General features: G+C 68.6%; 15 protein-coding genes. 11 read left to right on the plus strand and 4 right to left on the minus strand.

Translation table 11 applies throughout. The features are described 5' to 3' along the window. Position 1 precedes the first annotated feature (1 nt). From ACIRRA_RS15325 to ACIRRA_RS15360, 8 genes are all read left to right on the plus strand, one after another. Complete coding sequence (locus tag ACIRRA_RS15325; protein WP_402767708.1) at positions 2-121, plus strand: DUF6893 family small protein; 120 nt, start codon at positions 2-4, stop codon at positions 119-121. A 21-nt stretch (positions 122-142) separates the two neighbouring features. Further along, positions 143-601, plus strand: a complete 459-nt coding sequence (locus tag ACIRRA_RS15330) for a hydrogenase maturation protease (protein ID WP_402767710.1) — start codon at positions 143-145, stop codon at positions 599-601. A gap of 3 nt (positions 602-604) precedes the next feature. Continuing rightward, positions 605-847, plus strand: a complete 243-nt coding sequence (locus ACIRRA_RS15335; RefSeq protein ID WP_402767712.1) for a HypC/HybG/HupF family hydrogenase formation chaperone — start codon at positions 605-607, stop codon at positions 845-847. Continuing rightward, a complete protein-coding gene (gene hypF / locus ACIRRA_RS15340) occupies positions 844-3,165 on the plus strand; it encodes a carbamoyltransferase HypF (RefSeq protein WP_402767714.1) in 2,322 nt (773 codons plus the stop codon). The genes ACIRRA_RS15335 and hypF overlap by 4 nt, the downstream gene beginning before the upstream one ends. A gap of 16 nt (positions 3,166-3,181) precedes the next feature. After that, positions 3,182-3,523: a HypC/HybG/HupF family hydrogenase formation chaperone gene (locus ACIRRA_RS15345; RefSeq protein ID WP_402767716.1), complete on the plus strand. Its 342-nt coding sequence runs from the start codon at positions 3,182-3,184 to the stop codon at positions 3,521-3,523. Further along, positions 3,520-4,632, plus strand: coding sequence for a hydrogenase formation protein HypD (hypD, locus tag ACIRRA_RS15350; protein ID WP_402767718.1), 1,113 nt, complete (start codon positions 3,520-3,522; stop codon positions 4,630-4,632). Before ACIRRA_RS15345 ends, hypD begins: the two co-directional genes overlap by 4 nt. Continuing rightward, positions 4,625-5,695 carry a hydrogenase expression/formation protein HypE gene (gene hypE, locus ACIRRA_RS15355; protein ID WP_402767720.1) on the plus strand — a complete coding sequence of 357 codons (1,071 nt, stop codon included), beginning with the start codon at positions 4,625-4,627 and terminating at the stop codon, positions 5,693-5,695. The genes hypD and hypE overlap by 8 nt, the downstream gene beginning before the upstream one ends. A 127-nt stretch (positions 5,696-5,822) precedes the next feature. Beyond that, entirely contained in the window at positions 5,823-6,569 is a 747-nt protein-coding gene (locus ACIRRA_RS15360; protein WP_402768157.1) for a DUF6390 family protein, read from the plus strand. Positions 6,570-6,640: 71 nt separating this feature from the next. Here ACIRRA_RS15360 and ACIRRA_RS15365 read toward each other — a convergent pair whose 3' ends face one another. Then, a complete protein-coding gene (locus ACIRRA_RS15365; RefSeq protein ID WP_402767722.1) occupies positions 6,641-7,066 on the minus strand; it encodes an SRPBCC family protein in 426 nt (141 codons plus the stop codon). Positions 7,067-7,240: 174 nt separating this feature from the next. Further along, positions 7,241-7,612, minus strand: coding sequence for a nuclear transport factor 2 family protein (locus ACIRRA_RS15370; RefSeq protein ID WP_402767724.1), 372 nt, complete (start codon positions 7,610-7,612; stop codon positions 7,241-7,243). 602 nt (positions 7,613-8,214) lie between these two features. Here ACIRRA_RS15370 and ACIRRA_RS15375 point away from each other — a divergent pair. Continuing rightward, a complete protein-coding gene (locus ACIRRA_RS15375) occupies positions 8,215-8,988 on the plus strand; it encodes an SDR family NAD(P)-dependent oxidoreductase (protein ID WP_402767726.1) in 774 nt (257 codons plus the stop codon). Between the two features lie 28 nt (positions 8,989-9,016). Here ACIRRA_RS15375 and ACIRRA_RS15380 read toward each other — a convergent pair whose 3' ends face one another. Next, positions 9,017-9,232 (minus strand): three-helix bundle dimerization domain-containing protein, encoded by a 216-nt coding sequence (locus ACIRRA_RS15380; protein WP_402767728.1) that lies wholly within the window; start codon positions 9,230-9,232, stop codon positions 9,017-9,019. A gap of 212 nt (positions 9,233-9,444) precedes the next feature. Here ACIRRA_RS15380 and ACIRRA_RS15385 point away from each other — a divergent pair, with 212 nt between their 5' ends. Next, on the plus strand, positions 9,445-10,392 hold the full coding sequence (locus tag ACIRRA_RS15385) for a universal stress protein (protein WP_402767730.1): 948 nt from the start codon (positions 9,445-9,447) through the stop codon (positions 10,390-10,392). Positions 10,393-10,470: 78 nt separating this feature from the next. Beyond that, the gene (locus ACIRRA_RS15390; protein WP_402767732.1) at positions 10,471-11,463 is read left to right on the plus strand and encodes an Acg family FMN-binding oxidoreductase; all 993 of its coding nucleotides are present in this window, start codon (positions 10,471-10,473) and stop codon (positions 11,461-11,463) included. Positions 11,464-11,618: 155 nt separating this feature from the next. Here the strand turns inward: ACIRRA_RS15390 and ACIRRA_RS15395 are convergent, their stop codons facing one another. Next, a complete protein-coding gene (locus tag ACIRRA_RS15395) occupies positions 11,619-12,197 on the minus strand; it encodes a TetR/AcrR family transcriptional regulator (RefSeq protein WP_402767734.1) in 579 nt (192 codons plus the stop codon). Positions 12,198-12,282: the final 85 nt, after the last annotated feature.

Genomic DNA, 12,282 nt, shown 5'->3' on the forward strand with positions numbered 1-12,282 from the left:
GATGGCAACGGTAGGAGTGGTGGCGATAGCGATCGTCGCTGCGGCCGCGGTGGCCGCGGTCGCTGTGGGTGTCGTGTCCATCCCCGATATCCGCAGGTACTTCCGGATACGGCATATGTGAGCGGGTGATCGCACGACACGGGTGCTGGTCGCCGGGATCGGCAATATCTTCCTCGGCGACGACGGATTCGGACCGGAGGTGGTCCGGCGGCTGCCGCCGGACCACCACCCTGACGTGTGCGTCACCGACTACGGCATCCGGGGCCTGCACCTGGCCTACGACCTGCTCGACGGGTGGGACGCGCTGGTGCTGGTGGACGCGATCCCCGACCGCGGCGAACCCGGACGCGTGGAGGTCCTCCGTGCCGAATCCGGCGGCGGCGCTGCCGGATTCGACGGCCACGCCATGCATCCGGAGGCCGTCTTCGAGGCCGTGCGCGCACTCGGCGGCGGGGTGCCGCCGACGGTCGTGGTGGGCTGTCAGGTGTGCTCGGTCGCCGAGCGTATGGGACTGACCGAGGTGGTCGCCGCCGCCGTGCCCGCCGCGGTCGCCGCGGTCGGCGACGTACTGGCCGAACTGCTCGCCCGGCAGGAGGTGTGACCCGTGTGTCTCGGAATTCCCGGCCTGGTGGTGGAGATCCTCGAGGGCTATCACGACCAGATCGCGCTCGTCGACGTTTCCGGGGAGCGGCGGAAGGTGAATGTCGGCCTGCTGGACCAGGATCCGGTCCGGCCCGGTGACTGGGTGATCATTCACATGGGCCTGGCGGTGGAGAAGACCGACGCGGCCGGTGCGGCCGCGGCCCTGGACGGGCTGCGGCTGCTGCGCCAGGGGGACGCGCCGTGAGCGCCGGGCGCCGCCGCCGCCGCCGCGTGGTGGTCCGCGGCGTGGTTCAGGGCGTCGGCTTCCGGCCGTTCGTGTACACCACCGCCGCCGAACTGTCGCTGACCGGATCGGTGTCCAACGACAGCTGCGGTGTGATCATCGAAATCGAGGGCGCGACAGCGGATCTGGCGGAGTTCGTGCGGCGGATGCGGTCGGATCCGCCGCCGCTGGCGGTCGTCGAATCCGTCGAGTGCGCCGAGATTCCGGTGCGCGGCGGCACCGGCTTCCGTATCGCCGCGACCAGCCGGGACGGGACGGGGCGCACCCTGGCCTCACCCGATGTGGCGATCTGCGCCGAGTGCGTCGCCGATCTGTGCGATCCGGGCAACCGGCGCTACCGGCACCCCTTCGTGAACTGCACCAACTGCGGTCCCCGGTTCACCATCATCGCGAGCCTGCCCTACGACCGCGACCGCACCAGCATGGCCGGCTTCCCGATGTGCGCGCGGTGCGCCCGCGAGTACGCCGACCCGGCAGACCGGCGCTTCCACGCGCAGCCCATCGCCTGTCCCGACTGCGGTCCCCGGTTGTCCTACACCGGCCCCGGCGCCGGCGAGCCCGTCGCCGCCGCGCGAGAGCTGTTGCGCGACGGCGGAATTCTCGCCGTCAAGGGCATCGGCGGGTACCATCTGGCCTGCGACGCCGGGAACGAGACGGCGGTGGCCGAGCTGCGCCGCCGGAAACGCCGCGGGGACAAGCCGTTCGCCGTCATGACGCCGGACCTGGATACGGCACGGCGCATCACCGAGATCGACGAGACGGCCGCCGGGCTGCTCACCGGGCCCGCCCGGCCCATCGTGCTGCTGCCGCGCGCGGATCACACCGCAGATATCGAAATCGGTGGGCGCACTCCGGAATTCGCCATCGCGCCGTCGGTCGCCCCGCGCAACCCCGATCTCGGTGTGATGCTCGCCTATACGCCGCTGCATCTGCTGCTCTTCGGCCTGCCCGGCGACCCGCCCGGCCCCCGGGTGCTCGTCATGACCTCGGCGAACCTCGGTGGCGAACCCATCTGCTATGACGACACCGACGCCCGAACCCGGCTGACGGGTCTGGCCGACGCCTGGCTCGCGCACGACCGTCCCATCCTGGTGCCCTGCGACGATTCGGTACTGCGGGTGGTCGACGGCACGGAACTGCCGTTGCGTCGTTCCCGCGGCTTCGCTCCGCTGCCCCTGGCCCTTCCGCTGCCGGTCCAGCCCACGCTCGCGGTGGGGGCGGATCTCAAGAACACCTGTGCCGTCGGGGACGGGCGCTACGCCTGGCTCAGCCAGCACATCGGCGATATGGACGATCTGGCGACTCTGCGCGCCTTCACCGAGGCCGAACACCACCTCGAGGAGCTGACCGGCGTGCGACCGGTCGTGCTGGCCGCCGACGCCCACCCGCGCTACCGCTCGACCGCGTGGGCCCGGGAACAGGCGGGCGAGCGGCCGGTGCGCACCGTGCAACACCATCACGCGCACATCGCGGCGGTCATGGGCGAACACGGGCTCGATCCGGCCGCCGCCGTCCTCGGAATCGCCTTCGACGGCACCGGATTCGGGCCGGACGGCGCGATCTGGGGCGGTGAGGTGCTGGCCGCCGGATACAAGGGCTACCGGCGGCTGGCGCACCTGCGCTACGTACCGCTGGCCGGCGGCGATGTGAGCGTGCGCCGCCCCTACCGCATGGCGCTGGCGCACCTGCGGTCCGCCGGAATCGAATGGACCGAGGATCTTCCCGCGGTAGCTGCGTGCCCGCCCGCCGAGCGTGCCGTGCTCGCCCACCAGCTGGACACCGGATTGGGCAGCGCGCCGACGTCGAGCATGGGCCGGCTGTTCGACGCCGTCGCGGCACTGGCCGGGGTCCGGTTCGAGGTCGACTACGAGGCGCAGGCCGCGATCGAACTGGAATGGCATGCGCGCGGGGTCGATCCGGGGTCCGGACGTTACCGGTTCGCGAGGCCGGATCGAGACGGGGACGGTCCGTCGGTGTTCGACGCCGCCCCGGTGATCGGCGCCGTGATCGGCGATGTGCGGGCGGGCGTCCCGGTGGGGATCATCGCGGCGCGTTTCCACGACGCGGTCGCGCGGCTGGTCCTCGGCCTCGTGGCCGACTACGCCACCCCGGCCACCCCGATCGTCCTGACCGGCGGCGTGTTCCAGAACGCGCTGCTGCTGTCTGTCACACGTGGACTGTTGTCGGACAACGGTTTTCGAGTCTTGACCGCTCATCGGTTGCCGCCCAACGACGGCGGCCTGGCATTCGGGCAACTACTCGCCGCCGAGGCGGGTTGAGCGAAGGGAGCAGCAAATGTGCCTGGCAGTCCCGGGAAGGATTCTCAGCCTGCAAGAGCGCAATGGCACGCTGATGTCGATCGTGGATTTCGGCGGTGTGCAGAAGGACGTGTGCCTGCAATACATCCCCGACGCTGCGGTCGGCGACTACGTCGTCGTCCACGTCGGCTTCGCCATTCAGCGGCTCGACGAGGAATCCGCCCTGCGGACACTCGCCGAGTTCGAGCACCTCGGTGTTCTGAAGGAGGAATTCGGTAACGGATTCGCGATCGCGGCCGCGCAGGCGGGCCAGGCGAATCCCGAAACAGCGCAGGAATCGACAGGGCAGGAGTCGGATGAACCGGAGGTGGGGTCGTGAAGTACCTCGATGAATTCAGCAACCCGCAGCTCGCCGGGGTTCTCCTGGAGCGCATCCGGGAGAGCGCAACTCGCCGCTGGGCGATCATGGAAGTCTGTGGCGGGCAGACGCATTCGATCATCCGCCACGGCATCGACCAACTGCTGCCCGAGACGATCGAAATGATCCACGGCCCGGGCTGCCCGGTCTGCGTGACCCCGCTCGGCATGATCGACAAGGCCCTCGACATCGCCGCGCAGCCCGGCGTGATCTTCTGCTCGTTCGGCGACATGCTGCGGGTACCGGGCAGCTCCAAGGACCTGTTCCGGGTCAAGAGCGAAGGCGGGGATGTCCGGGTGGTGTACTCGCCGCTGGACGCGCTCGAGTTGGCGCAGGCCAATCCCGATCGGCAGGTGGTGTTCTTCGGCATCGGCTTCGAGACCACCGCGCCCGCCAACGCGATGACCGTGTACCAGGCGAAACGACTTGGCATACACAACTTCTCGCTGCTCGTCTCACACGTGCTGGTGCCGCCCGCCATCGCCGCGATCATGGAATCACCGTCGTGCCGGGTGCAGGGGTTCCTGGCCGCCGGACATGTCTGCACGGTGATGGGGACCCGCGAATACCCGCCGCTCGCCGAGAAGTACCGGGTTCCGGTCGTGGTCACCGGGTTCGAGCCGCTCGACATCCTCGAAGGCATCCGGCGCACCGTGATTCAGCTCGAATCCGGACGCCACGAGGTGGAGAACGCCTACCCGCGCGCCGTCGCCGAAGCGGGCAACCCGGTCGCGAAGGCGATGCTCGAAGACGTCTTCGAGGTCACCGACCGAGCCTGGCGCGGGATCGGCGTGATACCGAGCAGCGGGTGGCGGCTCTCGGATCGGTATCGCGAGTTCGACGCCGAACGGCGGTTCGCCGTCGGCGACCTGCACACCGCCGAGTCCTCGATCTGCCGTTCCGGTGAAGTGCTGCAGGGGCTGATAAAGCCGCACGAGTGCGCGGCCTTCGGCAAGCAATGCACGCCACGTAACCCCCTCGGAGCCACGATGGTCTCCTCCGAGGGCGCGTGCGCCGCCTACTACCTGTACCGGCGCCTGGACCTGCCCGCGGAGGTGGCACATGCGTGAGGAGATCTCGGCGCCCGTCGACCTGGCGAACTGGGTGTGCCCCATGCCATTACGGGATTCACCCACCATCGTCATGGGGCACGGTGGCGGCGGCGCGATGTCGGGCGAACTGGTCGAGCATCTGTTCCTGCCCGCGTTCGGCGCGGCCGCCGAGGCCGGCATGGGGGACTCGGCGGTGCTCACCGTCGGGGAGTCCAGGCTCGCCTTCAGCACCGACTCCTTCGTGGTCAAACCGATGGTGTTCCCGGGCGGATCGATCGGCGAGCTCGCGGTCAACGGCACGGTCAACGACCTGGCCATGGTCGGTGCGCGACCGCTGGCGCTGTCGACGGCGTTCATCCTCGAAGAGGGCACCCCGCTGGCCGAGATCGCCCAGATCGCCGGGGCGATGGGTACCGCTGCGCTCGGCGCGGGTGTCACCCTGGTCACCGGTGACACCAAGGTGGTCGACGCCGGGCACGGCGACCGGGTGTACATCAACACCACGGGTATCGGCGTGATCGACGAGGGTGTGGACATCCGTCCCCAGCGTGCGAGTGTCGGGGACGTGGTGATAGCGAGCGGCGATATCGGCTTGCACGGCGTCGCGGTGCTGAGCTGTCGCGAGGGACTGGAGTTCGGTACCACGGTGTGCAGCGATACCGCACCGCTGCACGGCCTGGTGGCTGCCATGCTGGCCACCGGCGCGGACGTGCACGTGCTGCGCGACCCCACTCGCGGCGGCCTGGCCGCATCGCTCAACGAGATCGCCCATACCGCGAAAGTCGGTGTGGCACTGGAGGAGAACAATATTCCCATTCCGGCCGAGATCCGCGACGCGTGTGGGCTGCTCGGGCTGGACCCGATGTACGTTGCCAATGAGGGCAAGCTGGTCGCCTTCGTCGCGGCCGAGGACGCGGACCGGGTGCTGGCCGCCATGCACGCCCATCCACTCGGGACGCGGGCCGCTGCGATCGGTGCCTGCGTGTCCGAGCATCCGGGCATGGTGGTGGCCAGGACCGCCCTCGGCGGTACCCGGGTGGTGGATCTGCCGGCCGGGGAACAGCTACCCAGAATCTGCTGAGGAGGAAGGGGATTCGCCCGCCATCGGGATACCGGGAGGTGACGTCATGGTCGGCATGGACCCGGACCGGATGAACATGGACCCGGTCCGCATGGATATGGACCCGGTCCGCATCGACGGGACCGAGATGTTCGCGCGCTACGCCTACGCGCCGAACGCGCTCGGCTACTGCGGGCCGCCCGACGCCGCCGGGCTGCGTGGCGGGTCGAGCGCGGTCGTGCGGGCGACGGCACCGCTGTTCTCCGGTGCGTGGCCGTACCTGTGCGTGATGGCCGCGCTCACCGGGATCGAGGATCCACTCGACGCCCGGCTGGTCGAATCCTATTGGCTCGGTGGCGGAGTCGGCGCCGCGCTGGATCCGGCCGAGTTCGGCGCCGCGCTGCTCGCTCGCATCGGGCCGGTGGCCGGACAGTATTGGGCGCACCTGGGCGACCGCCTGGCCGCGGAGGCCGCCCCGAACCACAGCTTCCACGTGCTCGGCGTCTATCCCTGGTCCCGGCTGCTCGATGCGGCGGGTGAAGGCCCGGCTCTGCGCATTCTCGACGACTGCCGGATCAGCTGGGCACGAGTGATCGACCGGAGCGGCTCGCAGGTTCTGGTCCGGTCCCGCCGGTTGAGCTGGAATGGGCTGAGCCTGGGCCTGTCCAGGACAGCGGACCGGAACCTGTCCGTCTGGCAGGACGGGTACGCCGCCGTGCCGGACGTCGAGGTCGGCGACATCCTCGCGGTGCATTGGAATCACCTGTGCGGGCGGCTGTCACCCGCGCAAGCCGCCGCGCTCGCTACCACGACCGTGCGCCAGATCAGGGTGACCAACGAGCGGCTGGCGTTCGACCGTTCCGCCGCGACGGTGGGCTCGAGGCCGGACGGGTGAATTCCCATCCGGACCTCGGCCACGTCGGCCTCCGTCGAAATTCGATGAGTGTCAGCGCAACTGGGACCTGATCAGAGCCGACCGAGGCGTTCGGCCAGGATCGTGGCGCGGGCCAGCTGGACCTTGCGGGCCTGGCCGGAGGCGAAGGCCGTCAATCCGATTGGGGTCCGGAGTTGGAGTTCGTCCTCGATACGTGTGCCCTCCGAGTCGGCGGTGAACTCGAAGCGGTAGGCCATGTGAACGCCGCCGGGGCTCTCGACCTCACCCCAGACCGCCTTGCCGGGTGTTCCCTGAAGCGACACCCGGATGCGGTTGTCGTACTTCAGCCCGAGGAGGCGGAACCGTTCGACGGCTACATACGAGCCTTCCTGGACGTCCTCGACCGCCACGACCAGCGGCGACAGACCGATGTAGTTCTCGGGCCGGATCAGATGCTCGAAGGCCGCTTGCACGGGAGCGGGGACGGTGAACGTGTTACGGAGAATCTTTTCCGGCATTCCCGAACTCTAGCGGTCGGGCTGGTATGGGCTCGGCGGTGACGATCAACCAGCAGGGCGAGGTCAGGCAGCACGCACCGGGCAAGATCCTGGTGTTCCGGAAACCGGAGTCGCATTCCGACCCGGCGGACCGATGACCCGGTGACCGTGCGGGCTGCCTCCCCGGAGCGCCGGTCAGGCCGGCGCGTGGATTTCGGTGACGATGGTGTACAGCTCGATGATGGTGCCGTGCTGGGTGCGGGCGATGTCCATGCCGACGATCACCGGGGACTGGCCCGCGGGACCGTAGTGGAAGCCGAGTTGGCCGATGTCGTCGAGTTCGAAGGCCGGGCCCGCCGGGCGGAAGACCCAGTCCGGGTTCTCGGCGCGCAACTCCTCGGCGCGGCATTCGAGTTCCTTGCGTCCGTGCATGATTTGGTCCGCCTCGTGCCAGATCACGTCCGCGGCATAGGTTTCGGAGATGGCCGCGGCGCGCCGCGCCGGGTCGGGCTCGTTGAAGACGTCGAGGAGATTGCGGCGCATGAGATCGGCGGGGGAAGGTATCACGGCGGGTCCTCTCATACGTGGTGGACATTGCGATTCGAGATCGAGTGTGCCCGTGCGGACCGATCCCGGGCCTCGGGTGCGAGCTCGGCCGGGGCGGTCTCACGACCCGGTGCGGCGGTGCCGGCCAGGAGCTGTCTGCCCGACGCTCGCTGCACGTCGAAGGCCTGGTGGATCATTTTTCCGACCCCGTTCGAGCCGGTGTGGTAGTCGGCGCTGACACCGGTGAGTACGGCGGCCTCTTCCGCGCGGAAACTCGGCCAGTTCGTTGCCGGTCATCATGACAGCCTACGCAGCGGACCGATCGGATCTGTCGTGACGCCACGCCACGGTTTCGAATCCCATCCCGGTCCGCCGTTGATCGGCAGGTATCCGGTGTCGAAGACGTCGATCGTGAGAGACATGGCAATTGCTTTCGCTCGCAAGGGGCAATCGGTGGTCCGGACGACCCGGAAGCCGGATCACGGCTCGAGCGTCCGGAGTCGGCTCCGGACGCTCCATCACCCGAATGTGACCCCGCCGCAGGGCCCTGATGGTGGTTCGAGAGCCGGCAGATCGAATGCAGGCTAATATGACCAAGCAGTTGCTTGGTCTAGGGAGGAACAGTGAGCGATGACTTCCGGGGACGCGACGGTGCCGCGCTGGTCGCGGGTGGCACCGGCGGGATAGGTGCCGCGGTCGTCCGCCTGCTGGCGCAACGGGGCAGCGATATCGGACTCACCTATCGCGCGAATCGAGACGCGGCCGAGCTGCTGACGAAAGATGTTGAGCGGGGCGGACGCTCATGCTGCGCCTGGGCGCTGGATCTCTCCGATCCGAGTGCGGTCGCGGATGTCGTCGCGCAGTTCGAGCAGCGATTCGGCAGTCTGCACACCGTGGTCTACGCCGCCGGACCCCACGTCCCGATGGTTCATCTGAGCAGCGTGTCGCCGGAGCAGTACCGGGACCAGTTGAATGCCGATGCCGCGGCGTTCTTCAACCTGATGCACGCCACGCTGCCGCTGCTACGCCGGTCGCGCGGCTCCGTCGTCGCGGTGACCACCGCCGCAACGCGACGCTATCCGGTCCGGGACGGGCTTTCCGCCGGCACCAAGGGCGCCGTGGAAGCCGTCGCCCGCGGTCTGGCGGCCGAGGAGGGTCGCTACGGCATCCGCGTCAACTGTGTGGGTCCGGGCATGCTGACCGACGGGATGGCCGAACGCCTGATCAATTCCGGCGACCTCGATCGAACCGCGCTCGACGTCGCCCGGCGCAATATTCCATTGCGCCGCTTCGGGAATGCGGACGACATCGCGGAAGCGGTCGCATTCCTCGCCTCGGACCGAGCGGACTTCATCTCCGGCCAGACCCTGGACGTCGACGGCGGTTACACGGTCTGAGGGCCGCACCGACCGAAAGCGGGCGGAACTACAGGGTCAGGATCGCGCCGGAGGTGACAGCGGACAGTTCGATGCGCGCTCGGCGTTCGACGAGCAGGGGTACGAATGTGCGTACCCTCGCGTCGGTCAGCGCTGCCTGGGCCCGCGCGATGATCTCGGCGATGATGCCCGGTGACACCTGCGGATAGTGCTCGCTGAGCCGGTCCCGCACGAATCGGATCTGAGTGGCCTCGTCGTTGCGCATGCAGAAATGGTCGGTCCGCGACGTATGAGCTTTGAAGGGGCGTTGTGCCCCAATCGGCCGGGAAGTCCGACCCTGGTGACGACCGGTGTGCGGTTCGCGGTATCGGGCATCGCGCGGGTGGGGGAGGATGGCCCGCCGAGGGATGACGTTGTTCTCTGTGGCCGGGGGCGCCCGTGCGCGATGCTCGGGGCATCGCCGAATCAGGAGACTTCATGGAAGAGAATGCTTTTCCCGCAACGGGTTTCGAGCACCCCGAGCACGAGGATCTGGGGATTGTCGTCGGCACCGACGGGTCCGAGATCTCCTATCAGGCGGTGGCGTGGGCTGCCGTGGAAGCCGGCATGCGGGGCTGCCCGCTGCATATCGTCACCTCGTATGCGAGCCCGATCGTGCCGGGGGCCCCGGAACTCGGCCCGGAGGACCTGCGTGATCTGCGGCTGCAGGGGCAACAGGTGCTGGCCGACGCCGCGAGCATCGCTGCCCACGCCGTACCGGGCGAGAGCTTGCACATCAGAACCGAACTCATCTTCGACATGATCACCGGTGCGCTGATCGAGCGCTCCCGCCGGGCCAGGCTGCTGGTGGTCGGCAATCGGGGGCTCGGCGCGATCCGGCGCGCGGTGCTCGGGTCGGTGAGTACCATGCTGGCCCGGCACGCGCACTGTCCGGTCGCGGTGGTGCACGGCGTTTCGGAGACGGACCCGGCGTCGGTGCCGAAACCGGTGGTGGTCGGAGTGGACGGGTCGCTGAACAGCGTGCCGGCCATCGAGCTCGCCTTCGAGGAAGCATCGCAGCGCAAGGTCGAGCTGATCGCGGTGCACGCCTGGAGCGATACCAGCGGCTTCGACCTGCCCGTGATGGGCTGGGACGCGATCCGCAAGACTCAGGATGTGGTGCTGGAAGCGGCGCTCGCCGGGTACGCCGAACGGTATCCCGATGTCACGGTGCGCCGGGTCGTCGCCTGCGATACGCCGGTGCGCGCGGTATTGGAGCAGGCCGAGAACGCGCAGCTCGTGGTGGTCGGCAGCCACGGCAGGGGCGGATTCGCCGGGATGGTGCTGGGGTCGGTGAGTACCGCGTTGTTGCATCTGGCGCAGTGCCCGGTGCTGGTGGTCCGTCGGCCATCGCAATCACGGGCCGAAGAACCCGCCGGACAGTGACTTTCGGCCGTCACCAACGGCCACCCATCGAGACATGCTGAACAGTACGAAGGTGCGAATCCCGAGGAAGGAATAGCGATGTCGAGGACGCATCCCGATACCGACACCATCCGCGCGGCACTTGCCCTGGCCGTGCGCGCCCCGTCGGTACACAACACGCAACCCTGGGAGTGGCGTATCGGGGAGAGCACCCTGCATCTGTACGCCGACGACACTCGCTGGCTGAAGCACACCGACCCCGACCGCCGCGAACTCGTGATCAGCTGCGGCGCGGCACTCCATCACCTGCGAGTGGCGATCGGCGCGTCCGGATGGGAGACGATGGTGCATCGGCTCCCGAATCGCGCGGATCCGCGCCATCTGGCCGCGATCGAATTTCACTCCGGGACCACCGATATCACGACGGTGCAGCTGGCGCAGGCCATCGCTCGACGCCGCAGCGACCGGCGGCACTTCACCTCTTGGGAGGTGCCCGCCGCGCACGCGGACAAAGTCATCGCCGCCGCCCGTGTCGTGGGCGTGGAAATTCGCGACGCCGACACCCTCGAGGCGCGTGAGGCACTGGCGCAGGCGTTCGAGCAAGCGTCGGCGAGCCACGCCCAAGACCCGGACTACATCGCGGAATTGCATGCCTGGAGCGGCCACCACGCCGCGGCATCCGGCGTCCCCGCCCGCAACGCCGTGGTCCCCACGGATCCGTCCGTCCGTCCGTTCTCCGACCCTCGGCTCCCTGAAGCCGTAGTCCGCGACACCGACGAATTCTCACGAATGCTGTTGCTCAGCACCGGATCCGACGATCCCCTGGCCTGGCTGCGCGCCGGCGAATCCACCAGCGCCGCCCTGCTGACCGCAACCGTCCGCGGCCTGGCCACCTGCGCTCTCACCGAACCTCTGGAACTGCCGGCCATCCGAGAACAGATCCGCACGAACATCCTCGGCGGCTTCGGCCACCCGCAACTGATCATCCGAATGGGCTGGGCGGCGACCAGCGCCGACCCGGTCCCGCCCAGCCCCCGCCTCGCGCTGGACGAGGTGGTCCACCCGCTGCAACCGGCAGAATCGGCCGACTGATCGCACTGACCACCGCCGGGATGGTCATTCCGCTCTGAGCTGTTCGCCCTGTTCTGGCGTCCGGTACGTCGAGTGTTCCGCCGGCGATGGCGATCCCACGTGGATGGCTGATGGGCGGCTCGGCCGTGATGGTAGGGCGGCGGTGTGCGATGTGGTCACCGCTTCCGTGACCTTCCGTGACGCGGCGACGCGGCCGGCGTGGTGAGGCCGTGCCGCATCACGGCGCTGAGGAAGTCGGGGGCTTGGCGGGCTCCCATGTGACCTTCGAGGGTGAGCTCCCACGCGGTTTCGGCCAGCCCGCAGAAGGTGGAGGCCAACCAGGTAGCGGGCATGTCGGCGCGGAGCACGCCCGCTTCCTGTCCGGCGGCCATCAGTGTGACGGTGTGGGCGAAGATCTCCTCGGCGCGGTCGGTGGCCTCGGGTGCACCGAGCACGTCGGGTTCGACGTAGACCAGATTCCACAGCTGGGCGAACGGGACGTATTCGGCGACGAGCCCGGTCAGGACCTCGTCGGTGACGCCGGGGTGGGCTCGAGCGCGGATCAAGGCCATTTCGCAGTCATCGAGGATCTTGGCGGCCATGGCCTGCACGAGTACCTGGCGGGTGGGGAACATGCGGGTCAATGTGGCGCGGCTGATACCCGCGCGGGTCGCGATAACCTGCATCGACGCTCCGCGGTCCTTGGCCAGGACCGGGATCGCCGAATCCAGCACCCCCGCCGCATCGGTACGCATCTGTGTATGAACTCCGTAAGCCTCGTTTGACACATTGATGTCTCAAAGTATTCTCTGATGTATCAAACATCTATTCTACGAGGTC

Origin of the sequence: Nocardia sp. NPDC101769 (assembly GCF_044766925.1) — a bacterium.
Classification (GTDB): Bacteria; Actinomycetota; Actinomycetes; order Mycobacteriales; family Mycobacteriaceae; genus Nocardia.